Source organism: Methanoregula sp. (assembly GCF_041663825.1).
Classification (GTDB): Archaea; Halobacteriota; Methanomicrobia; order Methanomicrobiales; family Methanospirillaceae; genus Methanoregula.
This window is the reverse complement of sequence record NZ_JBAYLY010000002.1, coordinates 1-23,140: the sequence shown is the minus strand read 5'-3', so window position 1 is coordinate 23,140 and position 23,140 is coordinate 1. Positions and strand designations below refer to the sequence as shown.

General features: G+C 56.9%; 33 protein-coding genes and 1 tRNA gene. 13 read left to right on the top strand and 21 right to left on the bottom strand.

Annotation, left to right across the window (positions count from 1 at the left end):
* Positions 1 to 118: 118 nt before the first annotated feature.
* The 11 genes from WCX19_RS01230 to WCX19_RS01180 form a co-directional block, all read right to left on the bottom strand.
* Complete coding sequence (locus WCX19_RS01230) at positions 119 to 481, bottom strand: prefoldin subunit beta (RefSeq protein ID WP_373003777.1); 363 nt, start codon at positions 479 to 481, stop codon at positions 119 to 121.
* 119 nt (positions 482 to 600) lie between these two features.
* Entirely contained in the window at positions 601 to 840 is a 240-nt protein-coding gene (locus WCX19_RS01225; RefSeq protein ID WP_373003774.1) for a KEOPS complex subunit Pcc1, read from the bottom strand.
* A 75-nt stretch (positions 841 to 915) separates the two neighbouring features.
* Complete coding sequence (locus WCX19_RS01220; RefSeq protein WP_373003771.1) at positions 916 to 1,050, bottom strand: DNA-directed RNA polymerase subunit P; 135 nt, start codon at positions 1,048 to 1,050, stop codon at positions 916 to 918.
* Positions 1,051 to 1,064: 14 nt separating this feature from the next.
* Positions 1,065 to 1,364: a 50S ribosomal protein L37ae gene (locus WCX19_RS01215; protein WP_373003768.1), complete on the bottom strand. Its 300-nt coding sequence runs from the start codon at positions 1,362 to 1,364 to the stop codon at positions 1,065 to 1,067.
* 43 nt (positions 1,365 to 1,407) lie between these two features.
* Positions 1,408 to 2,112, bottom strand: a complete 705-nt coding sequence (locus WCX19_RS01210) for a ribosome assembly factor SBDS (RefSeq protein ID WP_373003765.1) — start codon at positions 2,110 to 2,112, stop codon at positions 1,408 to 1,410.
* 6 nt (positions 2,113 to 2,118) lie between these two features.
* Complete coding sequence (gene psmA, locus WCX19_RS01205; protein ID WP_373003762.1) at positions 2,119 to 2,841, bottom strand: archaeal proteasome endopeptidase complex subunit alpha; 723 nt, start codon at positions 2,839 to 2,841, stop codon at positions 2,119 to 2,121.
* Positions 2,813 to 3,370 carry an Rpp14/Pop5 family protein gene (locus WCX19_RS01200; protein WP_373003759.1) on the bottom strand — a complete coding sequence of 186 codons (558 nt, stop codon included), beginning with the start codon at positions 3,368 to 3,370 and terminating at the stop codon, positions 2,813 to 2,815. The genes psmA and WCX19_RS01200 overlap by 29 nt, the downstream gene beginning before the upstream one ends.
* Positions 3,367 to 4,011: an RNase P subunit p30 family protein gene (locus WCX19_RS01195; protein WP_373003756.1), complete on the bottom strand. Its 645-nt coding sequence runs from the start codon at positions 4,009 to 4,011 to the stop codon at positions 3,367 to 3,369. Before WCX19_RS01195 ends, WCX19_RS01200 begins: the two co-directional genes overlap by 4 nt.
* Before the next feature lie 32 nt (positions 4,012 to 4,043).
* A complete protein-coding gene (locus WCX19_RS01190; RefSeq protein WP_373003753.1) occupies positions 4,044 to 4,634 on the bottom strand; it encodes a 50S ribosomal protein L15e in 591 nt (196 codons plus the stop codon).
* A gap of 154 nt (positions 4,635 to 4,788) precedes the next feature.
* Entirely contained in the window at positions 4,789 to 5,271 is a 483-nt protein-coding gene (moaC, locus tag WCX19_RS01185; RefSeq protein ID WP_373003750.1) for a cyclic pyranopterin monophosphate synthase MoaC, read from the bottom strand.
* Positions 5,271 to 6,707, bottom strand: a complete 1,437-nt coding sequence (locus WCX19_RS01180; RefSeq protein WP_373003747.1) for an NAD(P)H-hydrate dehydratase — start codon at positions 6,705 to 6,707, stop codon at positions 5,271 to 5,273. Before WCX19_RS01180 ends, moaC begins: the two co-directional genes overlap by 1 nt.
* 27 nt (positions 6,708 to 6,734) lie before the next feature.
* Here WCX19_RS01180 and WCX19_RS01175 point away from each other — a divergent pair, with 27 nt between their 5' ends.
* Genes WCX19_RS01175 through WCX19_RS01160 form a run of 4 tightly spaced genes read left to right on the top strand, consistent with a single transcriptional unit; the run spans position 6,735 to position 9,621 of the window.
* A complete protein-coding gene (locus tag WCX19_RS01175; protein WP_373003744.1) occupies positions 6,735 to 8,135 on the top strand; it encodes a DHHA1 domain-containing protein in 1,401 nt (466 codons plus the stop codon).
* Positions 8,080 to 8,634 carry a PUA domain-containing protein gene (locus WCX19_RS01170; RefSeq protein ID WP_373003741.1) on the top strand — a complete coding sequence of 185 codons (555 nt, stop codon included), beginning with the start codon at positions 8,080 to 8,082 and terminating at the stop codon, positions 8,632 to 8,634. The genes WCX19_RS01175 and WCX19_RS01170 overlap by 56 nt, the downstream gene beginning before the upstream one ends.
* Positions 8,558 to 8,899 (top strand): nascent polypeptide-associated complex protein, encoded by a 342-nt coding sequence (locus WCX19_RS01165; protein ID WP_373003738.1) that lies wholly within the window; start codon positions 8,558 to 8,560, stop codon positions 8,897 to 8,899. The genes WCX19_RS01170 and WCX19_RS01165 overlap by 77 nt, the downstream gene beginning before the upstream one ends.
* Positions 8,896 to 9,621, top strand: coding sequence for an rRNA adenine N-6-methyltransferase family protein (locus WCX19_RS01160; RefSeq protein WP_373003735.1), 726 nt, complete (start codon positions 8,896 to 8,898; stop codon positions 9,619 to 9,621). The genes WCX19_RS01165 and WCX19_RS01160 overlap by 4 nt, the downstream gene beginning before the upstream one ends.
* Before the next feature lie 42 nt (positions 9,622 to 9,663).
* Here the strand turns inward: WCX19_RS01160 and WCX19_RS01155 are convergent, their stop codons facing one another.
* From WCX19_RS01155 to WCX19_RS01140, 4 genes are all read right to left on the bottom strand, one after another.
* Positions 9,664 to 10,068 (bottom strand): hypothetical protein, encoded by a 405-nt coding sequence (locus WCX19_RS01155; protein ID WP_373003731.1) that lies wholly within the window; start codon positions 10,066 to 10,068, stop codon positions 9,664 to 9,666.
* 349 nt (positions 10,069 to 10,417) lie between these two features.
* Positions 10,418 to 11,014 carry a hypothetical protein gene (locus tag WCX19_RS01150; RefSeq protein WP_373003728.1) on the bottom strand — a complete coding sequence of 199 codons (597 nt, stop codon included), beginning with the start codon at positions 11,012 to 11,014 and terminating at the stop codon, positions 10,418 to 10,420.
* 66 nt (positions 11,015 to 11,080) lie between these two features.
* Positions 11,081 to 11,440: a type II toxin-antitoxin system PemK/MazF family toxin gene (locus WCX19_RS01145; protein ID WP_373003724.1), complete on the bottom strand. Its 360-nt coding sequence runs from the start codon at positions 11,438 to 11,440 to the stop codon at positions 11,081 to 11,083.
* Positions 11,433 to 11,648 (bottom strand): AbrB/MazE/SpoVT family DNA-binding domain-containing protein, encoded by a 216-nt coding sequence (locus WCX19_RS01140; protein WP_373003721.1) that lies wholly within the window; start codon positions 11,646 to 11,648, stop codon positions 11,433 to 11,435. Before WCX19_RS01140 ends, WCX19_RS01145 begins: the two co-directional genes overlap by 8 nt.
* Positions 11,649 to 11,843: 195 nt before the next feature.
* On the opposite strand from WCX19_RS01140, the gene WCX19_RS01135 reads away from it, so the two are divergent.
* The 3 genes from WCX19_RS01135 to WCX19_RS01125 all read left to right on the top strand — a co-directional run bounded on the left by WCX19_RS01135 (position 11,844) and on the right by WCX19_RS01125 (position 13,629).
* Positions 11,844 to 12,080 (top strand): antitoxin VapB family protein, encoded by a 237-nt coding sequence (locus tag WCX19_RS01135; RefSeq protein ID WP_373003718.1) that lies wholly within the window; start codon positions 11,844 to 11,846, stop codon positions 12,078 to 12,080.
* A 112-nt stretch (positions 12,081 to 12,192) separates the two neighbouring features.
* A complete protein-coding gene (locus WCX19_RS01130) occupies positions 12,193 to 13,035 on the top strand; it encodes a hypothetical protein (RefSeq protein WP_373003716.1) in 843 nt (280 codons plus the stop codon).
* Between the two features lie 450 nt (positions 13,036 to 13,485).
* On the top strand, positions 13,486 to 13,629 hold the full coding sequence (locus WCX19_RS01125) for a hypothetical protein (protein WP_373003713.1): 144 nt from the start codon (positions 13,486 to 13,488) through the stop codon (positions 13,627 to 13,629).
* Positions 13,630 to 13,727: 98 nt separating this feature from the next.
* On the opposite strand, the gene WCX19_RS01120 is transcribed toward WCX19_RS01125, so the two are convergent.
* The gene (locus WCX19_RS01120; RefSeq protein ID WP_373003709.1) at positions 13,728 to 15,365 is read right to left on the bottom strand and encodes a hypothetical protein; all 1,638 of its coding nucleotides are present in this window, start codon (positions 15,363 to 15,365) and stop codon (positions 13,728 to 13,730) included.
* Between the two features lie 191 nt (positions 15,366 to 15,556).
* Positions 15,557 to 15,766: a hypothetical protein gene (locus tag WCX19_RS01115; protein WP_373003706.1), complete on the bottom strand. Its 210-nt coding sequence runs from the start codon at positions 15,764 to 15,766 to the stop codon at positions 15,557 to 15,559.
* 352 nt (positions 15,767 to 16,118) lie between these two features.
* On the opposite strand from WCX19_RS01115, the gene pyrB reads away from it, so the two are divergent.
* Positions 16,119 to 17,042 (top strand): aspartate carbamoyltransferase, encoded by a 924-nt coding sequence (gene pyrB / locus WCX19_RS01110; RefSeq protein ID WP_373004224.1) that lies wholly within the window; start codon positions 16,119 to 16,121, stop codon positions 17,040 to 17,042.
* Positions 17,039 to 17,533 (top strand): aspartate carbamoyltransferase regulatory subunit, encoded by a 495-nt coding sequence (gene pyrI, locus WCX19_RS01105; RefSeq protein WP_373003703.1) that lies wholly within the window; start codon positions 17,039 to 17,041, stop codon positions 17,531 to 17,533. Before pyrB ends, pyrI begins: the two co-directional genes overlap by 4 nt.
* Before the next feature lie 57 nt (positions 17,534 to 17,590).
* Here the strand turns inward: pyrI and WCX19_RS01100 are convergent, their stop codons facing one another.
* Positions 17,591 to 18,088 carry a phosphopantetheine adenylyltransferase gene (locus tag WCX19_RS01100; RefSeq protein WP_373003700.1) on the bottom strand — a complete coding sequence of 166 codons (498 nt, stop codon included), beginning with the start codon at positions 18,086 to 18,088 and terminating at the stop codon, positions 17,591 to 17,593.
* A 36-nt stretch (positions 18,089 to 18,124) separates the two neighbouring features.
* Between WCX19_RS01100 and WCX19_RS01095 the strand changes: the two genes are divergently transcribed.
* Genes WCX19_RS01095 through WCX19_RS01080 form a run of 4 tightly spaced genes read left to right on the top strand, consistent with a single transcriptional unit; the run spans position 18,125 to position 21,675 of the window.
* Positions 18,125 to 18,613 carry a gamma carbonic anhydrase family protein gene (locus tag WCX19_RS01095; protein ID WP_373003697.1) on the top strand — a complete coding sequence of 163 codons (489 nt, stop codon included), beginning with the start codon at positions 18,125 to 18,127 and terminating at the stop codon, positions 18,611 to 18,613.
* On the top strand, positions 18,606 to 19,907 hold the full coding sequence (locus tag WCX19_RS01090) for an FAD-dependent oxidoreductase (RefSeq protein WP_373003695.1): 1,302 nt from the start codon (positions 18,606 to 18,608) through the stop codon (positions 19,905 to 19,907). Before WCX19_RS01095 ends, WCX19_RS01090 begins: the two co-directional genes overlap by 8 nt.
* Positions 19,904 to 20,947, top strand: coding sequence for an S-methyl-5-thioribose-1-phosphate isomerase (gene mtnA, locus WCX19_RS01085; protein WP_373003692.1), 1,044 nt, complete (start codon positions 19,904 to 19,906; stop codon positions 20,945 to 20,947). The genes WCX19_RS01090 and mtnA overlap by 4 nt, the downstream gene beginning before the upstream one ends.
* A 26-nt stretch (positions 20,948 to 20,973) precedes the next feature.
* Positions 20,974 to 21,675, top strand: coding sequence for a DUF116 domain-containing protein (locus WCX19_RS01080; RefSeq protein WP_373003689.1), 702 nt, complete (start codon positions 20,974 to 20,976; stop codon positions 21,673 to 21,675).
* Here the strand turns inward: WCX19_RS01080 and WCX19_RS01075 are convergent.
* From WCX19_RS01075 to WCX19_RS01065, 3 genes are all read right to left on the bottom strand, one after another.
* Entirely contained in the window at positions 21,640 to 22,053 is a 414-nt protein-coding gene (locus WCX19_RS01075; protein WP_373003686.1) for a polymer-forming cytoskeletal protein, read from the bottom strand. The genes WCX19_RS01080 and WCX19_RS01075 overlap by 36 nt on opposite strands.
* 68 nt (positions 22,054 to 22,121) lie before the next feature.
* A complete protein-coding gene (locus WCX19_RS01070; protein ID WP_373003683.1) occupies positions 22,122 to 22,961 on the bottom strand; it encodes a geranylgeranylglycerol-phosphate geranylgeranyltransferase in 840 nt (279 codons plus the stop codon).
* A 58-nt stretch (positions 22,962 to 23,019) separates the two neighbouring features.
* Positions 23,020 to 23,094: transfer RNA gene (locus WCX19_RS01065), tRNA-Arg, on the bottom strand.
* Between the last annotated feature and the right edge of the window lie 46 nt (positions 23,095 to 23,140).

Genomic DNA, 23,140 nt, shown 5'->3' with positions numbered 1-23,140 from the left:
TTTATTTGTAATTTTTCTGGACCGGTACTGCCGGATCGGCAACGATCCCTCGGGAAAGATTCCTAAACAGACCGTGAGATAGTGTCCTGTAACGGGTCATAAACAATTTTAAAAAAAGTTATGCGGCATTCGGGGCGCTCTTGCCCTCGAGTGCAGACTTGATCTGTGCTTGAAGCTGCTCGAACTTGCCCTGGAGCATCTTCTCCTGCTTCTCTAACGACTTGATCCGAAGTTCAAGGGTCTCGACCTTCTCGGTGAGCTTTGAGGCGACGTATTCCTTCTTCTTCTGCACCATGACGGTTCCGATGCTCATGTACATCGGGGTGTCATCTGCTGAATCCTTGACCTCTTCTTCTGCACGCTTGGCCTCGCGCACCGCCATCTCATACTGATTCTTCTGCGAAAGAACGGTCTGGAGCTGCTGCTGTATCTGCTGGAGCATCGCAAACTGGTTCTGGACTTTGGGGGGAATGTTCTGCATAATCGTATCTCCGTATCAAGTTTCATTTCCCAGCGATAAAAATGATTCCGCACGTGCCCTCTCGCCAGCAGTATAAAAACCCTGATTAGGGACGAGAAACGTGCAGGCGCCAGCAGTTTTCAGGCGATCTGCTGCATCTCGTCGGCAACGCTTACGAGGCGCAGGAACATATTGAGCGCCGCTCGCAGCGCCGCAAGATCCTGCGCTTCAACGTGCAGGACGAGCGTATCGGTCCCCTCGACCCATGCCTGCGTCGTGGACCGGGGATTCACATCCTCCTGTAACTCCGGAAGAAGCGACCGGTAGATCTGATCCGCATGATCGGTCGTGAACGTAAACAGGGCTTCATGGTGCGGCACAGGAGTACCTCGTAAAGTATATGGGTAAAACGAGAATAAAAAATGAAACTGCCGGTTATTCCGGCACCGGTAACCTTACCTGGCTTTTATCTCTTTTATTGCTGCGCCGCGTTCCTTGAAAAGGATGCGGTGGCCGCAGTAGGGACACCGGACGTTGACGTCGATCTCCACTTTCTGTTTGCACCGTGCGCACTTGTAGGTACTTGCCATGTCTCAAAGTCCGCTTACTGGGTCTTTTCTTCAACGACACTGGTGCGGTCGATGGCACGGAGGGCAACACGGAGGGCCGGGGTCTCAGGCTGGTATGCGCCGCCGGCGAACTTGAACCCGCACTTCCGGCATTCCCAGATACCGGTGCCTCTTCTCTGCACCGACATCGTATCGCACTTCGGGCACCGGTGATCTGCCCGGGAAATCTTTTCCATCTCTGCGACTCGCTTGCGTACAAATCTTCCGTATCTGCAGCCAAAACGCCCTGCACTACCGGTTACTTTTCCTTTTGCTGATTTTTCTGATTTTGCCATGATGAGTGTCCACCGAATTGACTTTCTATATTTGTCCTCGTAATTAATATACTTGATTGAGGATTTTTACCTGTCCTTCGCCTTTGCTGATCTTGTTTATCAGATCGTAAAATTCGCCCTGGATGCCGGCCGGGATCCGCACGACGCAAACCCATGAGCCGTCTTTCTGCCACTCGTCCTTCTCCATGGTGCAAGCCGCCGCGATATCTCCGTATGCGCGGGCTGCGTTGTCGGGAGGGATCCGTATTGCAAGACGAAGTTCCTCGAACCGGATGGGCAGGATCGGGCGCAGCGCCTTGACGGTCTCCTTGACCAGTTCGTCAAGGTGCTTGAACGGATCGATATTGACCCGGGCCTCTTCCATCGCTCTCTCGATACGGGCGGGGGGATGCGGGTGGCCGGTCTGGGGGTTGATCGCGTTCCTGGCGATAAACGTGATGACCTGCCGGCGTTTCTCCTCGGTCATCTCCTTACGCTGGTCGGCGGTGAGATGGATCTCCCCTTTCTCAATGATCTTCTTTGCCACGGTTGCAAAGTCCGTGGTATGGAAGACCTTTTCAAGCGATTCGTCGGATGCCCGGGTCCCCCGCGAAGAATTCCCGAATACGTCGAGCGCTGCGACAACGTCCTCGATGTTTATGGCCTCGCCCTGCCGCAGGCGGGCCGCAAGGTGGGGTTCGACCAGGATCTCGAACCGCTCCCCGAAACTTTCCAGACGGGCTACCACCGCGTTCTCAAGAGAGATCATGAGAGATCACTGTTTGAACTGTGAGACGTATGATGCGACTTCTTCTTTGGTCATCTTCTTGAACTTCGCATCGCTCTGTTCAACGATGCCGATCTCTACGGTGTCGACATCGAACTTGCCTTCGGTTGCCGAGTGCAGTGCCTTGAGGCCGAGAAGGATTGCATCCTTGATCGTGAGGCTTGGCGTGTATTCCTCCTCAAAGATCTTCATGGCCGCCGGCCGGCCGATACCGATACCGGTCGCCTTGTACTCAAGGAGGGTGCCGGAGGGGTCGGTCTCAAAGAGCCGGCATTCGCCATCGCTGACGCCGGCAATTAAAAGCGCCGTGCCGTACGGGCGGATGCCGCCGTACTGGGTGAGGGTCTGCATGTGGTCGCAGAGTTTCTTTGCGAGCGCCTCGACCTCGATCTTCTCATCGTAGGAGACCCGGTTGATCTGGCACTCGACCCGTGCCCGGTCCACAAGCGCACGTGCATCGCCGACGAGGCCGGAGGATGCGACCCCGATATGATCGTCGATCCTGAAGATCTTCTCGATCGAGGCTGCTTCAAGCAGTTTGGAACTGATGCGTTTGTCGACGATAAGGACAATCCCGTCCTGTGCCTTGATACCGACCGCAGTGGTACCGCGCTTTACTGCCTCCCGGGCGTATTCCACCTGGTACAGCCTGCCGTCAGGCGAAAAAACGGTGATCGCCCGGTCATAGCCCATCTGGTATTGTGGTTGCATGTATTTTCTCCAGATCTTCTGTTGTTAAGAACAATCGGCGTGTATTTTTAAATCCCTTTTCTATGACATCAACCTTATGACCGTGCCATACAACAGGTTCGACAGGAGTGGTGCCGAAACGGTATTCGCAGGGACCGGCGTCGGGTACACCTTCACCGGCACCATCCTGGGCCGGGACATCGGGTTCCTGCGGCACGAGCGTTGCGATCCGCTCCCGCAGGCTCTCGATCGTTCCCGATACTGCGAGCACTCTCACGGCAAGGGTGTAGTCCCGGCACGCGGAAAGCGTCGAGAGGGCGATCGCAAACTCGCGTTCGGCACCCCTGCGGCAGCGCAGGATCGCGTGCCCGCTCTCAATCGCAAGCACCGAAGGCTGCATGGCTGCCGCCGCCATATCACCGAAGAGCGAGACCACCGCCTCGTACACCGCGTAGTAGAGATCCTTTGTCTCAACCGGAGTTTCTGCCGGGTCGATACGGGCGAGGAGATACCGCCGTTTTTCCCGCAGCGTCGGGGGACGGATGCTCATGTAATCACCTTCACGACACTCTCGACCGGTCCGGTCACCCGGCCGACCCCGGCAAGCGCCACCTGAACATCGGTCTCATCCATGCCAAAGAGCGAGCAGAGACCGGTGACTTCACGCACGGCCCTCATACCAAGAACCGACCGTGCCGATGACGAGATGGTGAGCGGGAACTCGAACCTGCGGTACAGGATCATCAGGTCGATATAACGGTGGATCGCTTTCTGCCGGAGGTGCCCGCGCCCGAAAATGAGGGGGGCCAGGTCAATGTCAAGAGCGGTGTTGTTGTCCGCTGCAATCTTAGCCGCCACGTGATCGAACGCACGCTTGTCGGCGGCATGGATGCCCCGCAGGATGTGGACGCCGTTTGTGCTCGCTACGGCACGGTTGAACCCGTTGTCCCCGACCTGTACGGCAATGACCGCTCCCGTGCCCCTGCTCTTTTTCACCCGGCTCTGGACGTCCTTTGCCGGGATGCCAGCAAGGAAGATCCCTGGGATCACGGTAATACCGCAGACCTCGGCAGCGGGCGTATCTGCTGCGACAATACTGTCATACCCGAACGAACGGGCTTCGAGCGCAAACCGGCGGACCGACGAGTCACCGACAGGATACGGATAAACACAGGCATCGGTGATCTTCATGAAGATACCCTTAGCGGGAAAAAAGGATAAGATTATTTGCCCTGGTTTGCATGGGAGCGGATGCTCGGGCGGGTCTTCTCTGTTCCCCGTCCCCGGGTCCTCATGCCACGGCCCTTGCGACCTGCCGAGGTCTTGCCACGCTCGGCACGGCCACGGTGGACCGGGTCTGCGAGCCATGCAAGGTTCTTGTCTGCCCGGATGGAGGGGTGGTGGCCGTCAACGAGTATAACCTCGTAATATTTCAGCTTCCCGTCCTGACCAACCCAGTAGGAGTTAAGGACTTCCATGTTCGGGTACCGGCGGGATGCACGTTCCTCGGCGATCCGCTGGATGCTCTTTCCGGGGGTAAGTTTGTTCTTACCCATGCGTGCGGACCGGCGGGCCCGGACGTACCGGGAGGCACGGCGGCCACCGCGGCGTACCTGGACGCGGACGACTGCGATACCCTGCTTCGCCTTGTACCCGAGCGAGCGGGCGCGGTCGATACGGGTCGGGTGCTCAAGACGGGTGACGCTGCCCTCGCGGCGCCACTCCTGCATCCGGTCCCAGAGCATTGCTTTTACTTCGGACTTTTCAGGTCGTGCCCATGCGTCCCTGACATACGCATACATCGATTTTACCATGTGTTATAACACCTCAAGGTTCGGCCCATTACAGGCTACATTCCTTTTCTGACGGGACGAATCCCGCATTCTTATAAAATGGATCCGGGGGAGTATTAAAGTACACGGGCGCTTGCGCGGGCAAACACGGAAGGGAGGGGAGATAACTGCACCATCACGCTGCAGCCGGGGTCGTCCCTTTGCGTTTTTCCACAACCCGTATGCCTTCGATCCGGGTGACGGGGTACTGGCCGTTCTCGTCCTTCTCTGCGGACTTGACCATGTCCCAGATGGTGAGGAGCGCAACCGAGACACCGGTTAAGGCTTCCATCTCCACCCCGGTCTTGCCGGTGGACTTTGTCCTGACCACCGCTTCGATAAATCCGTCGCCTTCGGTAAAATCAACCGTGATTGCACCGAGCAGGATCGTGTGGCACATCGGGATTATGCGGGGCGTCTCCTTGACCGCGAGGGTGGCGGCGACGCGGGCCGTGGCAAGCACGTTCCCCTTGATGACCGTTCCCTCCCGGATTGCCGCAAGGGTTGCCGGCCGCAGGTAGATCCTTCCCGTTGCCACTGCTTCGCGCACGACATCAGTCTTCGCGCAAATATCCACCATCTGTGCCCTGCCATCGGAAATATGGGTAAACTCGACCATTACTTCTGCCTCCTGAACAATTCTTTTGGGATCCGGTCGACAAGGTCTGACGCAAGCATCCCCTCGCCCCGCTCTTCTGCCACGCGCTCCCCGGCTCTCCCGACCGCATACGCGGCGATGCAGGCTGCCTCGAATGCGGGTAGGTGGCAGAGGAGCGCTCCGGTTACCCCGGCCAGCACGTCCCCGGTCCCGCCCACGCTCATCGCCGGGTCGCCGGTCCGGTTGAACCTGACCCGGCGGCCGTCCGTGATGACGTCCACCGGCCCCTTGAGGAGGATAGTGCCGCCGAGGGTCGCCGCCGCAGCCTTGGCTTCCCGCGCCCGCCCGCACGCGTCTCCCGCATCCTCCGAAAGCCGGACGCCCGCGATACGGGTAAATTCCCCGGCATGGGGAGTATACACGGTCTCACCGCAGGCTTTCGGGAGCGGGAGCCGGAGGGCATCGGCATCGAAGACCGCTTTCTTGCAGTGTGGGGAGACCGCAAGGATGACCTCATGACTTTCAGTACCAAGCCCGTTCCCGCAGACGACCACGTCCGCCCGCTCCGCGAGGGCGATGAGCCGTTCTGTGTGCTCACCACCGATCCGGTCTCCCGTGAGGCGCTCGTAGATCAGGTCCGGTACCGGTTCAAAAACCGGCGACGCGATCCTGACAATATCGGCACCGGCCCGGAGCGCCCCGAGACCGGCAAGATAGGGTGCGCCCTGGTACGGCCCGCCACCGATCACGAGCACCTCGCCCCCGACCCCCTTATGGCTCGTCCTCTTCCGCATCGGGATCAGGGTCAGGTCCCCGGGCCCGGTGCAGATCTCCGCTTCAATGGGGATGCCGATATCCACGACCTCCGACCCTTTCACTTTGGGACGGTGGAACGCGCAGATACGATCGGCCCGCATACCGGGCGAAGGGAGATCTGCCGCGATAATCTTTGCCCGCGACGCATTTGCCATCGCCACGCAGGCTGCAAGGGGTTCCTTTGGCATCCCGGCAGCCCCGGTCCCGAGCAGGGCATCGACAATCACGTCGGCCTTCGAAAACACGGACGAGAGCGAGCGGAGATCATCGGTGGACACAAACGGGTGGAGCGTCACCCGGCAGCCTTTGAGCGCTGCCAGCTGGTGGGCACAGGAAGGACTGCGCGTTCCTGAATCGAGGTAACAGACAACAGTATCCACACCGCGCTGGAGATACCGGGCCGCCACCATCCCGTCTCCCCCGTTGTTCCCCCGGCCGCAGAGAATGAATACCGAGTCCGGGCGGAGCGCGAGCACGGATACCGCAAGGGCTTTGCCCGCGCTCTCCATTAACTGGAGACCGGTAACGCCGAGCGCCTGCGCGTTTGCATCCACCGCCCGCATCCGCTCATGCGTAATGACTCCCTCCTCAAGGAATTCTTCTGCACAAACGGTCAGGTCGGGCATTATGACACACTTCATCTGTATTGACTCCATAAATATTAGGTAATGGGTTTCTCTGATGATGTGAAGGCGGCCGCCGAGCAGATCACGGCTGCGCACGAGATAACCATCATCTCCCACATCGACGCGGATGGCATCTCAAGTGAAGCGATCCTCTCGCAGGCGATCTCCCGGCACGGGATCACCGTCCGCTCCGTTTTTGTCAGGCAGCTCGAACCGCTCACCATGCCGCAGGTGCCCGACGATCCTTCCTTAAAGGTCTTCACCGACCTCGGGGCGGGCCAGCAGAACCTCCTGCATGAGCGGGGCCTCAAGGAAAAGGATGTGCTGATCGTCGACCACCACGTCAGCCAGCCCGGCGATGTCACGTACCCGCAGGTCAACTGCCTCCCGTACGGGTACACGAAGATGAGCGCGGCCGGTGTCGCCTATCTTATCGCAAAGCAGATGGACGAGGCAAACATCGACCTCGCGAAGATCGCAGTGATAGGAAACGTCGGGGACATGATGGCCCGGGAGACCCGGGGGCTTGTCGGCCCGGCCCGTGACCTCATCGTGGAGGACGGGGTCCGGCACCGGTCGGTGAAGGTCTGTAAAAAAGATCTCAACTGCTACGGCACCGCGACCCGCCCGGTCTACCTCTCGCTCGCGTACAACGATGACCCGTTTGTGAAGGGGATCAGCAACAACCCCGAGGGCGCAAAGCAGTTCTTAAAGAAACTCGGGATCGTGCAACAGACCAAAGACGGGCGCTGGTATGTCTGGGAGGAACTCGGCGATGATGACCGGCGGACGATCACATCGGGTCTTGCCGAGCAGCTGATCGCAAACGGCGAGAGCGTCGAGCGCCTGCTCGCGGAGACCTACCGGTTCCCGGACGAGATCCCGAGAACGCCTCTCCGGAACGCACAGGAGTACGCGACGGTCCTCAATGCCTGCGGACGGTGGACGAAACCCCACATCGGGAGCGCAATTCTCCGGGGCGACCGGGGCCAGGCCTACCGCGAGGCGGAGCACATGCTCGGCAACCACCGGGCGATCATCAGAGAACTGCTCCAGTACATCATCGAGACCGGGGTCACGGAACTTGAGAACGTCCAGTACCTCAGTGTCGGGAACAGGTTCCCGGACACGATTGTCGGGATCGGGGCGGGCATGGCCCTTTCGAAGCTCAACGCTAAAAAACCCATCCTGATCATGTGCGAGGTTCCCGAGGACAAGAACCTCACCAAGGTCTCGATGCGCACGACCGAGAGAGTCATCGAAAAAGGCATCGACCTCCAGAAAGCGATCAGCGATGCCTCGGCAGAATACGGCGGCGGGGGCGGTGGGCACAAGATCGCGGCCGGAGCGTTTATCCCCAAATCCGCAGAAAAGGAGTTTGTCAACCGTGTCAACAGGATACTCGGAGAACAGTTCGCTCGCGAGAGTGCAGGCAATCGCTGATTACCAGTTCGGGAACCTCGCAGGAACCGGGCTCTTTCCCGAAGGCTGCGAGTTTTTATTCTCGACGACGGGACGTATCCGCCAGATTATCTACGGCGGCACGAGGCTCGCGACGGTCAGGGCATCGGACGGCCGGCTCACGCTCGGGATCGAGGGGGCACGCCGGCTCCACGCGCTCCTCCCGGTGCCCGGCTACCGGGTCGTCGTCAGGGACGACGTCGCGGAATTTGTCGCGCAGGGGAAGAACGCGTTTGCAAAGCACGTGGTCGCAGCAGACCCGCAGATCCGCGCGGGGGATGACGTGCTGGTGGTCGCGGGCGGAGATCGGCTCATTGCCTGCGGCGCTGCGCTCCTTTCAGGCGCGGAGATGCTTGCATTTAATTACGGTGTAGCGGTAAGAGTACGACAGGGGAGTGAAAAAAATGCTTCCGGGAAACATCAACCCGCGCCAGATGAAGGCGATGATGAAGAAGCTCGGCATGCAAGTCGAGCCGATTGAAGACGTCCAGAGTATCGTGATCAAGACACCGAAGGGAACCTATACATTTGATTCCGCAGAAGTGAGCTCGATGACCATGCAGGGGGTCACGACCTACCAAGTCACGGGAACGCCGCGCTTTGAGCCGGCAGCCGTCGAGATCCCCGCAGATGATGTCGCGATGGTCGCCGAGCAGGCGCAGGTGCCAATCGAGAAAGCAAGGGAAGCGCTTGTCGCGACAAACGGCGATATCGCCGAAGCGATCGTGAAACTCTCCTCGCCATGATCGAGGCAGGGGACCGCGTCCTGTTAGTCGGCGAGGGAAGGGAATTTTTCGTCCGGGCAGGCCAGGGCACGCTCTCGACCGATAAGGGCCAGCTGGATCTTGGGCCGGTTGTCGGGGCAGCGGCCGGTGACGTGTTTACCACGCACACCGGGGCAAAATTTGTGCTCCGCATCCCCCGGCCCACGGACTTTTTCGTGCACGGCAAGCGCTCCGGCGCCCCGATGCTCCCAAAAGACATCGGTCTCGTGATCGCGTATACCGGCATGAACCGGAACGATGAGGTGCTCGATGCGGGGACGGGCAGCGGGATCGCGGCGATCTATTTTGGCGGGATCGCGGCGCACGTGAAGACCTACGAGGTCAGGCCCGACTTCTCTGCGCTGGCACAGAAGAATATCAAAGAAGCCAAACTCGACAACGTGGAAGCGGTTGCCGCCGATGTCCTCACCGCTGAAGGCATCTATGACGTGATCCATCTCGACCTCCAGATCGCAACCGAACACGTGGTCTTCGCGTTCGACCACCTCCGGGCCGGGGGATACATGGCCTGCTACACGCCGTTCTTAGAGCAGATGGCAATCGTGGTGGACGCGGCGCAGGAACGGTTCCCCGAAGTCCATACCCATGAGCTGATCGAGCGGGAGATGACCCGGTCGAAGAGAGGAACCCGGCCCTCGACGAGCATCAGTCATTCGGGGTATATCACGATTGCGAGGAAGTAAATGAAAGGGATACTAAAAAAGATCCTTTAGTTTAGATTCCCGTCAATTTTGGTAACCTGAACTTGGCACGGGCTTCTTTTGTATAAATCCTTTCAATTCCTCTAAAGGTGGAATTAAATTCGGATTTTTAACAATTATCTGTGTGATTGTGTAATTGTAGTTGTTGACAACATAAGTAATGTTTTGAGAGGGACAAGTTGAATTCAGACTTATCGTAGATGCATCATCAACATTCGATAAAACAACAAAATAGTATAAACTAACCCCGACCAATGCAACAAATACCACAAGTGAACATATAAAAACGACAACTCGAATTTCTTTTAAAACTCGCTCAAATATTTGATATGAGGATTCAACGAGAAAACTACTCACTATACCAATGATTGCTCCTAAAACAATTGCACCAAAAAAGACGAATCCCTCAGAAAATGATATATAAAGCATATTTTATTGTGCATTTCTCATTCCGATAAACTTTTTTAGATCAAAACATAGTTTGCAGAGTTCTAATTTGTCACGGTAGAAATTCTTTTAGTAAATACTTCTCTAAAAAACGCTGCCAAAATGATTGCCGATAGATTTTCTACAAAGATCGTTTAGATAGGACAAGAACATTCTCATCACACCTCACATGATCGATGCGTGTCACCGCCCCCAAAGGGATGCCCCCGTGTCGGTAAAGTACCACAAAAACTCTCTTGCCCCGCCGTACCTCGGATAGGCCCTGAGGCGGGGAACCCTCATACCATTTGATTAATCGGGATTGTGGGGTTTTATCATCGGGTTAAATCAGTCAATATTCCCGAGGTACATAAATGTCATCCGGGTATGGAAGTCGAGCATTTATTTCTTGTAAAAATATCAGGTACTGTCGTATATCCTCAAAAAATTCATCAAAAGTCCCAATATCCCGGTTTTGATAAGCGTGAATTGCATTACGTCGTTGCTGGATTTTTTCTATCCATGTATTCCAATTATAACCTCCCTTACACCAGATTCTCTTTTTAAAAAATAGACGTATTTCTTGGAAGTAAAGACTATCAGGATCTGTCAAATCTTTTTTCTTACGTTTAATTGACTTATTATCCTTCTTATAATCATTATAGTACACAGACAAGAATAGTTTCAGTGTGCCTTCTACGAGAGTTCCTAAGTTAGCCCAAGCAAGAATTAAGCGACCATTTTCTTCATCAGGAAGTGGTACAGTTAACCAGATTTTTAAACTTCTTGAAAGGGATACTTGCCAATCAAGACGTGATTTACTCAATAATTGGGCTGATTCGATCGGAGCCCAGCCACCCGATTGTGTCCAGAAATCAGTTAAACCTTCGTTAAGTGCAACAATACGATTGATCACTTCATCTAGGGAAAGGGTTTCTAATTCCGGCATATAAATCACAATTCATTCACTTAATTCTATTAATTTAAAAAATCCTTCCATTCCCCAACAAACCATTTAAACCCCGCTAACGGAATCCGGAGCAAGCAGATCATAAACCAATCCCCGAATCTCCTCCATCTTTTCCGGCCTGACGATACCGAGGGTATCGCAGATCAGTTCTTTCTCCAACGCATAGATCCCATCAGCTTGGACAAAACTGGGATGGTCCAACGATCCTTCCTTGAGATCCTCGTTTGTCAGGCTGGCCGCCATCATCTTTGGTTTCCTCGTGGTGATTTTTACGACAATCACATCGCGGGAGATCCTGTTATACCGGGAATTGCTCACGACAAGCGCCGGGCGAACCTTTGACTGGATCTGGTTGGAATAGGAAAAATCCACAAGGACAACGGCGCCCTGTGCCGGATCAGTCATGCGCCAACCTGTTCTTCGCGTAATCCTTCCAGGCATCGTCCGGATTCTCGTAATCGACATCGATCTTTGCTTTCCGGAAGATGATCCTGTCCTTATCTGAGGAAATGGTCAGGTAATCCCCGTCATGAATATCGAGATCCGTCCGGATCTTCTTGGGGAGGGTGACGAGGCCTTTTGATGAGACCTTGACAAGAGTCGTGTCAGACATATGCGCTCACAACTTAGAATATAAGATTCTTATATTATCAGTGTTGTGGGAGCGGAAGTAACATAATCGGAAGGACTCCCGGAAAAAGTACCTGCTCACCCCCGGGATTCTCCCGGCACATTCCGGAATTGAGTGAGGTTCGGGGCATACCAGACACCACAAACATACTATCCCGAGGTGCAGAGTAGTGTTATCATGCAGGCTGCAAGCACAATCTCAATCCGGGCAGACCTCAAAGAGCAGCTCGCCGCCCTCAAACGTCATCCAGGAGAATCGTACAACGATGTCATCGTGCGCCTGGTCACGCTCGCGGTCGATGAAGAGGGCTTAAGCGAAGAGACACTTGCAGGACTTGAAGAATCGCTGGATGATGTTCGGAAAGGCAACCTGATCCCGGAAAAAGAGATCATGAAAAAATACGGGATTCGGTGAGCACCATACAGGTGACGCATATCCCGCTGGCATACCACGACCCTGACAGGCTTCCCCCGGAACCCGCCCGCCAACCTACAACCATTTAATCCCCGCCCTCAGATCCGGATTCATGCCATCGCAGGAACACGTCCACATCATCACCGCCGGTGACGACATCGCCACCACCTACACCGCATCATTCCGGGATTATCCCGGCATCACCCGGACGTACGTCTTTTCCGACAACACCCTCTATTTCAGACACGCGGATCCCGAGATTGAAAAAGCGAGGTTTACGGTCAGGAACGCGATCTCCGCTGCAAAGAATACCTCCACATCCATCGGCATCCCGTTCTCAAACGAGGTCATCTCCGCTCCTGCATACCCGGCCGTCCGCGACGCGCTCACACGAATTCACCGGGAACATCCCGGCGCACGGTACACCTTCGACCTCTCGGGCGGATCAAAACCGCTCTGCATGGCGCTCCTTGCCCTCGCCCCGTGGGTAAACGGGGAGATCCGGTCGGCATTCGATGAGAGGGTTCCGCGGTCCGTCCCGCTCCCGTACCTGCCGGCCCGGGCAATGCTCGCAAACCCCAACTACCAGACGATCCTTGCGCTGCTGGTAAAACATGGCAGAAACGAGAAGAAAACAACGGCCCCGGTTCCCGTGTCGCGGCAGTATCTCTACCAGCAGCTCTGGCCGCTCTACGTGATGGCGCGGGCACGAAAAGATCCGCCGGCCGCGATCTATAAGAAAGGGAGGAAGGCGGCAGATGAACTTACCCAGCCGACATTTTCCGGGTTTATGGTCGCTCTTGTGGACGCGGGACTTACTGAAGAGGTCAGTTCCGGGGAGAACAGGAAAGAGAAATACTACCGGCTCACCGAAATGGGAGGGATGGCGTTCCGTTTCGGTTCCGACCCTGCCACGAACACTCTGGTCAAAACTGTGCTGGAAACGCTGTGCTAAAGCGGGTTGCTCCGGAAAAAATCCGGGAAAAATATTTTCGAGCCGAAAAAGAAGTGTAAGTTAACCAGCCGATTATCGGATAATTATACGATAATCGGATGTACAACCGACAATATTTTTTTAGTTTCGACGTGAATTTTCCGGCTGTTCCGGTGTTTTACAAAAAAATCCGGATTGCCCGGGCCGGTAAAAATTTTCGCGGCCAAAAAAAATCCGGAATTTATTTTTCGGGCCGGAAAAAGTATCAGCATTCCGGCCGGCCCGGGTCCACGAACTCACCAAATGGGATACCTGCCCGCCCGGAAAGCGCGGTGGACACGAAAGGCGCGCCATAGTACCGGCCCGAACACCACCATTGTGAGAAAATTCCCGCCCGAAATTTTCCAACTTCCCGCGCTTTATACCATGCCCGGGTCAAGCATTGGATCAGCAAAAGAAAGAGGAAGTATCATGACCGAACCCTGCATCACAACCCCCGCACAAGGAAACGAACAGGCAACAATGAAGATCCCCCTCGCCGTTCACCTGGCAGGTATCCTGCTCCTCGTCGCTGTTACCGCCACCACCGGGCCGCTCGCCGCATTCTTTGTATAATCTCTCGTTCGTGCGCCGTCGTCCGTAAAAAACCGCCCACCAGCGAGGGTGCCCCGATCCTTTTAGGCATCCCCCCGTTCTGTTCTGGTAAAACAGGGTTACAGGAAAACGAGCGGGTTTAACTCGCATGCCGGGGAGATATGCATCTTGATCCTTCGGATAACTGCCAGCTCGTTTTTCAGCCCGAGTTCCCGGGCATAGGCCTCTGCCTGTTCCAGTTTTCCCGCTGTATCGGCGTACTTGTCCGGGAACTCTTCGGCCATCGTATGGTAGAGCAGCGCCTCGGAGAGGAAACACTGGACCATCCCCCATTTCGAACCGATCTGGCAGGAGATATCAAACGCGTTTGCGTATTTTGCGGCGAGATCCCCGGGCAGCGGCCTGTTAAATTTCCGGGAGGCCACCCGGGCGAGTTCGCATTCGCCTATCAGTGCGTAGGCAAACCGGCTGATGATCCTGATACGCTGGGCGGCGGTCTTTGCCTCATCGTACAGGCTCGCGGACTCTCTTAAGTAACGGTCAGCAGCCGCAACATCGGTGGCAGCAACAGCACAGGCCCGTTCCAGCTCCGCCCGCTCCGGAAGCAGCAGTGCCCGCCCCCGGAACATATCGTTCTGGTAGATGGCGTCCGCGGCTGCGTAGCACTCCCTTGCCTTGTCGTACTGCCCGTTGATCCGGTGGAGCGTCCCAGTCCTGCGCAGGATATCCCCTTTGAGTTCGTCCACATCGGGGTTGGTATGATCCGGATCCGCCTTTGCAACCAGTTCGAGCGCCCGGGCAAACCGGGCCGGGGCAAGCGCGGGGGCAGTATCCCCGCAGATCAGCTCTGTTTCCCCGGCGCCAAACAGGTTCTTTCCTTGTACAAACGGGCCGGCACCGCTCTCGCGGGAATCGGCAAGGAATGCATCCTTTGCCCCGGCAAGGTTGTTGAGGTGCAGGAGGATGCTGCCCCGCGTGATCCGAGCCTCGCCAAGGATTGCATGTAAGGGCAGTCCCCGTTCTGTGGCAAGCCCGACACCCCAGTCAAAGATCCCCGAAGACGCCTCGTACAGGTCGAGCGTCTGGAAGAACTGCGCATACCAGAAAAAGAACCTGACCTCGTGCTCCTCGGGGGGAGCCGTTGCGACAAACCTGAGGAAATCCCGGGCGAGCGAACCGTCGATATCGCTCGCGGGAACCGCGCCGGTAAAGATCGCATCATAGATGCCTTCGAGATAATCACCGATCGCGTTGGGATCTCCCAGCCGTTCGCGGAACGCCCGGTACGCCGCTTCCACCTCGTGGCTCCGCTCGGTTCGCTCGCCGATGGCAGATATAACGCGGGGCTGGACGGTATCGGGTTTCCCGCCCGGGGTCTCCCGGGAGATCTCGCCAAGCAGGATCCTTAAGTCGAGAAGCCCCCCGGAGGGGTTCTCCCTGCACCGGATCAGGATATAGCGGTTGAACAGCCATGATCGGCGGATGAAATAATAGGGGTTGGTCCGCTCGCTCCCGGCCCGGGCGATGATCCCCCGGCCAATCAGCACCTCAAGGCGTTTCCTGAGCGCGGATTCGGAGATCGTGCGCTCCTTTGCTGCTTCCTTTGACTCTGCCGGCCTTGAAGCGTTGACCATGGAGAGGATCTGGCGGATCTTTAAGGGACCGTCGTACAGTGCCCGCAGCGTCTCCCTCCCGGGCTGGGAGAGATCCGGCTCTTCATCGACAATTTTTCCAAATACGGTCCGGTCGGGATACATCTCTCTTGGTAACTACAATGGTCTGCCGCTTATAGGTTCCGGAATTGTTCGGCAATACAGCCAGATCCAGGACAATTCGCAGGGATGACTGGAAAAGAACGGGGTGTTTTTTTCCAACTTCCCGTGTTTTATATGCAGACCGGTGCAACCAATGGATCAGGCCTGCAGGAATGCAGGTAACGCATCAGGAATCACCGGACCCCCGCATGACACCCGGGGGCCCACACCTCATAAGAACGATCCACCCTCTCTAGAAAAAAGGGCAGCCCGGGAAAGAGGAGGAAAACAACTCCCTGTGCCTTCTCTTCCGGGCTTTTAGCCCCGACAATCGCGGCGTAATCCCATGGAACGAGGAAGAATCCGGAAAAACTCTTCCCTCTTGAAAAGATGGCCTCCTCCAAAGCCCCGTACCCGGTAAACGGCGCCTCGTTCCATATATGCGCCCGAAAAAAGATCGATCCAAGGGGACCGGCAACATTCCGGCAACCTTCTCGCCCTCTGCAAGCATCCCGGACATCAGCACATCTGACACCGCCGCCACTTTATCCTGGCCAATTACCGGCCGCACAACCGGTATCTGCATGCCCGGACCCTCCCGTAAAAACCGGGTATTTTGGTTTTTAACCCTGGGTAATTATCGGATACTGTCATTCCTGTCGGAAATCCCGGGTGTACTGCTGCCTGACTGACCTCCAGCCCGATACCTGCAAGGAGGGTGGATAGGTACATTAGGGTTTAAATGATACATATTCCATATCAAAAGCGCCGGGAGGAGTTGCCACGCATCACATCATATCTATCGGGGATTTTGACCGCAGCGCAATCGATCGTCTGCTGGATCATGCACAACAGATCGAGAAAAAGAAATATACCAAAAACGCCCTTGACGGCAAAATCCTTGCCGTCCTCTTTTTTGAACCAAGTACCCGTACACGGATGTCCTTTGAGTCCGCGATGGCGCGCCTCGGCGGCTCCTCGATATCGGTGAGCAGTGTCGAGGCCTGCTCAATTGCAAAGGGCGAGACGCTTGCCGACACGATCCGGGTGGTAAGCGGGTACGCGGATGCGATTGTTATCCGCCACCCCAAGGAGGGCGCGGCCCGGCTTGCAGCGGAATTCGCGAAGGTGCCGGTTATAAACGCCGGGGACGGCGCCGGCCAGCACCCGTCCCAGACGCTTCTTGACCTCTACACCATCAGGCAGTCGATGCCTATCGATGGGATTGATGTGGCGCTGATAGGAGACCTGCGGTACGGGAGGACTGCCCACTCGCTTGCCTCCGCACTCTCCCTCTACGGGGTCCGGCTCCACACGATCTCGCCCCCCGGCCTCGAACTGCCACCCACCCTTGCCGCCGGCCTTGCGGAAAAAGGCATGGAGATTATTATGCACACGGATATTAACGAGGTGATAAACGATGTGGATGTCCTCTATGTCACGAGGATCCAGCGGGAACGGTTCCCGGACTCGACCTCGTACTTCAATGTCGCCTCCAGTTACCGGATCACCCCCGAACTCCTTACCGGGGCAAAAAAGCACCTGATCGTCCTGCATCCTCTCCCGAGGGTGGACGAGATCGACCCCCGGCTTGATGCCTCGCCCCATGCCCGGTACTTCGAGCAGTCGAAAAACGGGGTGCCCGTGAGAATGGCGATGCTCCTGGACGTGATGGGATGAAACATATCGTACCTGCAGAGACCAGCGATGATGAAGGGGAGGGACTCCTTGTACGGAGGATCAAAAACGGCACCGTGATCGATCATATCGATGGCGGCGAGGCGCTCAATGTGATAAAAATCCTCGGGATTATCGGGACGACCCCGGAAGCGCTCTCGATCGCGACCAATGTCCCAAGCAAGAACATGGGCAAAAAAGACATTGTCAAGATCTCCAACCGGGAACTCTCGAAAGAAGAGGTCGACCGGATCGCGCTTATCTCCCCCCGCGCAACCATCAATATCATCAGGAACTTCAAGGTCTGCGAAAAGCAGGGCGTCGAGATCCCGACCCTGATTGTCGGGAGCGTGCGGTGCCCAAATCCCGGCTGCATCACCCGCACGAACGAACCGATCAAGAGCAGGTTCGAGGTGCTGCCGGAGGGAAAAGGCCTGCGCTGCCTTTACTGCGATTCGGTCATCACAAAAGATCTGACCAGTTACATCATATGACGGGATACCCGGACGGGACAGCCCACTCCGGATACATCCTTTTTTCCCCGGGTTTTATTATCCGGATTTTGCTGGTGGGATCAGGTGGCCGTGGACGTCGATCTCGCCGCGCCATATACGGGTAGACGAGATCCAGCGGCCGTCCTCGGCAAGCACGCAGGTAATCTGGTGGATGTCCACCTTGCGTAATTTTCTCTCACGCCGCATCCGGTTGATCTCGACAGCGACGGGAAGCGTCTCTTCAGAGACGACAATCGCGTCGAAATCCGCGTCGAGCGCCGAACCGAACCGGTCGCTGAGCGACTCGACCTCCCAGTGCGTCGCATACTTGTTCCCTGCGGCTTTTGTAGTGATGCTTTCAGCAATAAACTTCTCAAGGTCGGCTTTACGCTCGGCAAACGGGTGAATCGGATGAGTTTTCCTGCTCGCAAATGCGTCAGTGGTCAGCCCGATCACGACCTGCCCATCAGGCCCGGCGAGCGCAAACGACCGGGTCAGGAGCCGTTTGTGGCCGTCGTGAAGCGGGTCAAAGGTGCCCCCTACCATAACCTTCATACTGTCTGTACGTTAAGTTCCTATGATAATATGGGTATGGATGGGAAGATCGCTGGCACACCGCTGTTCGCTGCACCCAATGCAACGGTGGTGGGAAACGTCACCTTTGGAAAAGATGTGGGCATCTGGTTTGGCGCGGTCATCCGGGCTGACAAGGACCGGATCGTCATTGGCGACCGGTCCAATGTCCAGGACAACTGCGTCGTCCACACAAGCAAGGGTTTTCCCACCGTGCTCGGGAACGATGTATCCGTGGGGCATGGGGCAATCCTCCACGGCTGCACCATCGGCGACCGGGTGCTGGTCGGGATGGGCGCGATCGTGTTAAACGGCGCACTGGTGGGGGATGATTCCCTGATCGGCGCAGGAGCGGTCGTTACTGAAGGCATGCAGGTCCCGCCCGGATCGGTCGTGATCGGGATCCCGGGGAGGGTGCTCAAAGAGACCACCCCGGCCCAGCGTGCACACATTCTTGAAAATGCCCAGTCTTATGTCAGGCTCGCCGGGGAATATGTCCATGGGTGACGTTGTCGTCATAGGAGCCGGGATCAGCGGTATCCAGGCAGCGCTCGACCTCGCAAACCTCGGTGTCATCGTACACCTGATCGAGAGGGAGCCCACCATCGGCGGCCACATGGCGCAGCTCGACAAGACGTTTCCCACAAACGACTGCTCCATGTGCATCCTCTCGCCGAAAATGGTGGATGTGCAAAGGCATGCAAATATCCGGGTTCATACTCTTTCAGAAGTGGAAAAAGTGGAAGGTGAAGCCGGGCATTTCCAGGTCACCATCCGCGAGCACCCGCGCTACATCGACATGGATACCTGCACCGGCTGCGGCGATTGTATCGGGATTTGCCCGGTTGAGGTTTACAACCGGTTCGATGCGGGAGTGGGCGTCCGTAAGGCAATCTACAAGCCCTACCCGCAGGCTGTCCCCGACCGGGTGGTGAAGGACAAGGAGCACTGTATCGAGTGCGGGCTCTGCTACGATATCTGCGGACCTCAGGCGATCCTGCGCGAAGATGCGGAAAAGGAGATCGAAATCGAGGCCGCAAGTATTGTCGTCACTACCGGGTACGAGGTCTTCGATGCCCGGAAAAAGTCCCCGCTTGGGTACCTGCAATTCCCCGATGTGGTTACCAGCCTCGAACTGGAGCGGATGATCAACGCAAGCGGCCCGACCGGCGGGAAGATCCGGCGCTTAAGCGACGGGACTGAGCCAAAAAGCATTGTGTTTATCCAGTGCGTGGGTTCACGGGACATGCCCCTTAAGCGGCCTTACTGCTCCTGCGTCTGCTGTATGCAGGCGATGAAGAACGCGATGCTCATCAAAGAGAAGCACCCGGAGATTGACGTGACCATCTTCTACATGGACGTCCGCGCCTACGGGAAGGGTTACGAGGAGTACTATGAGCGGGCAAAGGGTGTCGGGGTCCGGTTCGTGCGGGGGTTGCCCTCCGATGTGCTTGCCGACAAAAACAGCAGCAGCCTGCGGTTTCAGGTAGAGAACACCGAGAACGGGGAGATACAGGTTCTTCACCCGGGCCTTGTCGTGCTCTCGGTTGGCATCCAGCCGACGGATGCGACGGCAGCACTCGCGGAAAAACTTGGCCTCCCTCTCGAAGAGACCGGGTTTATCAAATCGGTGCACGACGCGATGGATACCGTGGGCACCATGAAGCCGGGTATCTTTGTCGCCGGCACCGCGATTGCACCTAAAGATATCCCCGACAGCGTGGCATCAGGGGAATCGGCGGCGATGCGGGCGTTTATCGAGACGAAAAAAGCAACGGCAACAAGGGCGCGATCCCGGTGAGGGAGACCGCCACGCTCTGGTGGGACGATGCACTCCCGGGGATCCGGTTCATCGACCAGACACTGCTTCCCACGCAGTATGTTATTGCAGAATGTACCACGGTCGACCGGCTGATCACCGCGATCAAACGGCTTGAGATCCGGGGAGCACCGGCGCTCGGGGTTGCCGGGGGCTACGGGGTCGCCCTTGCTGCGATTACCTGTACCGGTACATCGCCTGACGCGTTTGTCCCGGCGGTACGACACGAGGCGGGGCGCATCCGTGAGAGCCGTCCGACCGCAGTTAACCTCAGTTGGGGGGTCGACCGGGTGCTTGCACGGGTGCTCGCCGCTCCCGGTGCGGCATCCGCACAAAAAGCCGCTCTTGACGAAGCAAAGGCAATCGCCGTGGAAGATACCCGCTGCTGCCATGCTATTGGCGATTATGGCGCCGCACTCCTCCCTGACCAGTGCACCGTGCTCACGCACTGCAACGCGGGAGCACTCGCCTGCTCCTCGTGGGGTACGGCCCTGGGTGTGATCCGGTCTGCTGTCGAGGCCGGAAAGAAGGTAAAGGTGATCGCCTGCGAGACCCGGCCGCTCCTCCAGGGTGCCCGGCTCACCGCGTGGGAGCTTGCCCGGGACGGGATCGATGTCACGGTTATCACCGATTCCACAGCGGCGCATATCATGCGCACCGGGGCAATCGATGCCGTGATTGTCGGGGCGGACCGGATCACCGTCGATGCGGTCTTTAACAAGATCGGCACCTACATGCATGCCGTCTGCGCCCGCCACCACGACATTCCCTTCTACGTTGCCGCCCCGCTCTCAACGTTCGATGCTACCCGGATGGAACGAGAGGTGACCATCGAGGAGCGGGGGCGCGAGGAGCTCGCAGTCGTAGGAAACCGGACCCTGATCCCTGAGGGCGTACCGGTGAAGAACTACGCGTTTGATGCGACACCCATGAACCTGGTCAGCGCAATTATCACCGAAAAGGGTGTCATCCGGCCGCCCGTGGATATCGGCGCACTCTTATCTGAAAACAACGCCTATTAATCTCTCACAAGAAGGATCTGCCCGCAATGGAATTCGATCTCGGTCCCTGGCACAGCGCTGTGTATATTATCGGCGAAGCGACCGTCATTTTTATCCTCGCAGCACTCCTGATATCGTTTGTCCTTGTCGTCATCTCCCTTTACTCGATAAAGAAAGGACGGTTGTATTTTCCCCGGCTCATCAAGGCGGGCATCGTCTTTTTTGAAGGCTTCATGAAAGGGTTCTTCCGGCTCCTCGGTCTCGAAGACAGGGAGATGCTCACGTTTTTGATCAAGATCCACAACACGATGAATGCCAGTGCATTCTCCCAGGTTCCTCTGGCCGAACGTGCGGTCTTCTTCCCCCAGTGCCTGAGAAACGCAAAGTGCCCGGCCCACCTCACCCCGGAGGGTCTCAAATGCGTGAACTGCGGGCAGTGCACGGTGGGGGAGTCCCGGCTCTCCTTAGAAAAACTGGGATACCGGGTCTTCATCATACCGGGATCGTCGTTTATCAAACGGATGGTCAAAAAATACCACCCGAAGGCAATCATCGGCGTCGGCTGCCTGACCGAGGTAAAAGAAGGGATCGACATGGCCGACAAGATCGGCCTTGTTGCGATGGGGGTTGTGACTCTAAAAGAAGGGTGCGTGGAAACGCTGGTCAACTGGCAGGATATTTACGAGGTAGCGGTGCTGGGACTCGATCCGGCCTCAGTTCCCGATGACCTTCATACTCTTGCCGGTTAATTTTCCGCTCTTTATTTTGCCGTGAACGAGGATCATATCGCTGCTCGTTACATCGCCGACATGGACATCGGGCCTGATGATAACATTCCCACCGGCTGCTACTGAATAGACCACGCAGTGATCGAGGAGGGTGACATCCCCGGTTGCAACGAGCGGCCCCTTGACCCGGGCATGGCTCCCGACGATCGCGCTCCCGCATTCCACGTCGAGGGCAACGCTTGATTTCAGCCCCAGTTCAAGCCTTCCCGTCACGACAAGCCTTCCCCAGAAATGAGTCCGGGCGGGCACGATAAAATCGCCATCGATCCTGACATTGCCTTCGTAATACGACCCTTTGGGGGCATAATACGTGCTGCCTTTTCTGATGACGTTTGCCATGAAGTATCAAGGTAGATGAGGCATGACCTTGTGCATAAAGGTTGTTGTCGCCCGGGTGGGAGGGCAGTTCACAGGTACACTGCGGACAGCGTGAATACGACAAGGGAGGCAAACATCCCGATCTTGAGAAGGTTCGTCGATCCGGCCGCTTTGAGCCGGGCGGGATCTGTGCATCCGAGCGCCCTGACTGCAGCTACAATGATAACGATGTCGACGAGGGCGATGCCAAGGAGATACCATGCCCCCCACCAGAACCAGGGCAGCATGCTTGCCGCGATGGCCGCGACCGTAAAGATGAATGCCAGAAGGGCGGTCTTTCGTACGCCGATCCGGATGGGCAGGGTATCGGCTCCCCCGGCGCGATCCCCTTCAATGTCCTCGGCATCTTTTAAGAGTTCCCGGGCGAGCATCGCAAGGAACGTGATGACGACAAGGGGCAGCATGTCCAGCAGCCGGTCCCCGCCGGCAAGCGCCCCGCCAAAGAGAAAGATGCTTGCCGCAAGATACGAGACCGCTACATTCCCGAAAAACGGCGTGCTCTTGAGCCGGGCCGCATAGGCGACAAGGAGCACGGCATTAAAGAGGGCAATTACCAGGCAGAGCGGAGAGGTAAACCCGCTCAGGAGAATGCCAAGGAAAAACAGGACTCCCGCATACACCAGTGCGGCGTTCCGGCTCACGGTGCCGGATGGGAGGGGACGCTCGGGGCGGTTGATCGCATCAATCTCCGCATCGAAGTAATCGTTGATCACGTTCCCGGCTGCGGTAATGAGGGTGACAACGGCCATGAGCAGGATGACACCGGGCACGAGCGTACCGGTGGCAATAAGGTACGCGACGACTGCCGCAAGCCCGGCGACAAACGAGTTTGCCGGGCGGGTAATGGTGAAAAATCCTGCGAGGCCCATACGTTAGGGATCACGTATCTGGCCGTTTGGTAATTAACCTGCCCTAAAAATGTCCTTACGGGCGAGGGGGGATTTGAACCCCCGACCATTAGCTTAGGAGGCTAACGCTCTATCCGGACTAAGCCACTCGCCCACTGCTCATACCAATTGCAGGGGAATATGTATAAGTTTTGCGCGCT

Excerpts from the sequence above, each read along its gene's own strand:
- WCX19_RS01150 (WP_373003728.1), bottom strand. The coding sequence starts at position 11,014 with ATGCCGGAATTAGAAACCCTTTCCCTAGATGAAGTGATCAATCGTATT.
- WCX19_RS01220 (WP_373003771.1), bottom strand. The coding sequence starts at position 1,050 with ATGGCAAGTACCTACAAGTGCGCACGGTGCAAACAGAAAGTGGAGATC.
- WCX19_RS01195 (WP_373003756.1), bottom strand. The coding sequence starts at position 4,011 with ATGAAGATCACCGATGCCTGTGTTTATCCGTATCCTGTCGGTGACTCG.
- moaC (WP_373003750.1), bottom strand. The coding sequence starts at position 5,271 with ATGGTCGAGTTTACCCATATTTCCGATGGCAGGGCACAGATGGTGGAT.
- WCX19_RS01070 (WP_373003683.1), bottom strand. The coding sequence starts at position 22,961 with ATGGGCCTCGCAGGATTTTTCACCATTACCCGCCCGGCAAACTCGTTT.
- WCX19_RS01230 (WP_373003777.1), bottom strand. The coding sequence starts at position 481 with ATGCAGAACATTCCCCCCAAAGTCCAGAACCAGTTTGCGATGCTCCAG.
- psmA (WP_373003762.1), bottom strand. The coding sequence starts at position 2,841 with ATGCAACCACAATACCAGATGGGCTATGACCGGGCGATCACCGTTTTT.
- WCX19_RS01125 (WP_373003713.1), top strand. The coding sequence starts at position 13,486 with ATGACCGAACCCTGCATCACAACCCCCGCACAAGGAAACGAACAGGCA.
- WCX19_RS01200 (WP_373003759.1), bottom strand. The coding sequence starts at position 3,370 with ATGAGCATCCGTCCCCCGACGCTGCGGGAAAAACGGCGGTATCTCCTC.
- WCX19_RS01075 (WP_373003686.1), bottom strand. The coding sequence starts at position 22,053 with ATGGCAAACGTCATCAGAAAAGGCAGCACGTATTATGCCCCCAAAGGG.
- WCX19_RS01140 (WP_373003721.1), bottom strand. The coding sequence starts at position 11,648 with ATGTCTGACACGACTCTTGTCAAGGTCTCATCAAAAGGCCTCGTCACC.
- WCX19_RS01160 (WP_373003735.1), top strand. The coding sequence starts at position 8,896 with ATGATCGAGGCAGGGGACCGCGTCCTGTTAGTCGGCGAGGGAAGGGAA.
- WCX19_RS01180 (WP_373003747.1), bottom strand. The coding sequence starts at position 6,707 with ATGAAGTGTGTCATAATGCCCGACCTGACCGTTTGTGCAGAAGAATTC.
- WCX19_RS01120 (WP_373003709.1), bottom strand. The coding sequence starts at position 15,365 with ATGTATCCCGACCGGACCGTATTTGGAAAAATTGTCGATGAAGAGCCG.
- WCX19_RS01095 (WP_373003697.1), top strand. The coding sequence starts at position 18,125 with ATGGATGGGAAGATCGCTGGCACACCGCTGTTCGCTGCACCCAATGCA.
- WCX19_RS01155 (WP_373003731.1), bottom strand. The coding sequence starts at position 10,068 with ATGCTTTATATATCATTTTCTGAGGGATTCGTCTTTTTTGGTGCAATT.
- WCX19_RS01090 (WP_373003695.1), top strand. The coding sequence starts at position 18,606 with ATGGGTGACGTTGTCGTCATAGGAGCCGGGATCAGCGGTATCCAGGCA.
- WCX19_RS01175 (WP_373003744.1), top strand. The coding sequence starts at position 6,735 with ATGGGTTTCTCTGATGATGTGAAGGCGGCCGCCGAGCAGATCACGGCT.
- WCX19_RS01135 (WP_373003718.1), top strand. The coding sequence starts at position 11,844 with ATGCAGGCTGCAAGCACAATCTCAATCCGGGCAGACCTCAAAGAGCAG.
- WCX19_RS01130 (WP_373003716.1), top strand. The coding sequence starts at position 12,193 with ATGCCATCGCAGGAACACGTCCACATCATCACCGCCGGTGACGACATC.
- WCX19_RS01190 (WP_373003753.1), bottom strand. The coding sequence starts at position 4,634 with ATGGTAAAATCGATGTATGCGTATGTCAGGGACGCATGGGCACGACCT.
- WCX19_RS01080 (WP_373003689.1), top strand. The coding sequence starts at position 20,974 with ATGGAATTCGATCTCGGTCCCTGGCACAGCGCTGTGTATATTATCGGC.
- WCX19_RS01215 (WP_373003768.1), bottom strand. The coding sequence starts at position 1,364 with ATGGCAAAATCAGAAAAATCAGCAAAAGGAAAAGTAACCGGTAGTGCA.
- pyrI (WP_373003703.1), top strand. The coding sequence starts at position 17,039 with ATGAAACATATCGTACCTGCAGAGACCAGCGATGATGAAGGGGAGGGA.
- WCX19_RS01165 (WP_373003738.1), top strand. The coding sequence starts at position 8,558 with ATGCTTCCGGGAAACATCAACCCGCGCCAGATGAAGGCGATGATGAAG.
- WCX19_RS01145 (WP_373003724.1), bottom strand. The coding sequence starts at position 11,440 with ATGACTGATCCGGCACAGGGCGCCGTTGTCCTTGTGGATTTTTCCTAT.
- WCX19_RS01100 (WP_373003700.1), bottom strand. The coding sequence starts at position 18,088 with ATGAAGGTTATGGTAGGGGGCACCTTTGACCCGCTTCACGACGGCCAC.
- WCX19_RS01210 (WP_373003765.1), bottom strand. The coding sequence starts at position 2,112 with ATGATCTCTCTTGAGAACGCGGTGGTAGCCCGTCTGGAAAGTTTCGGG.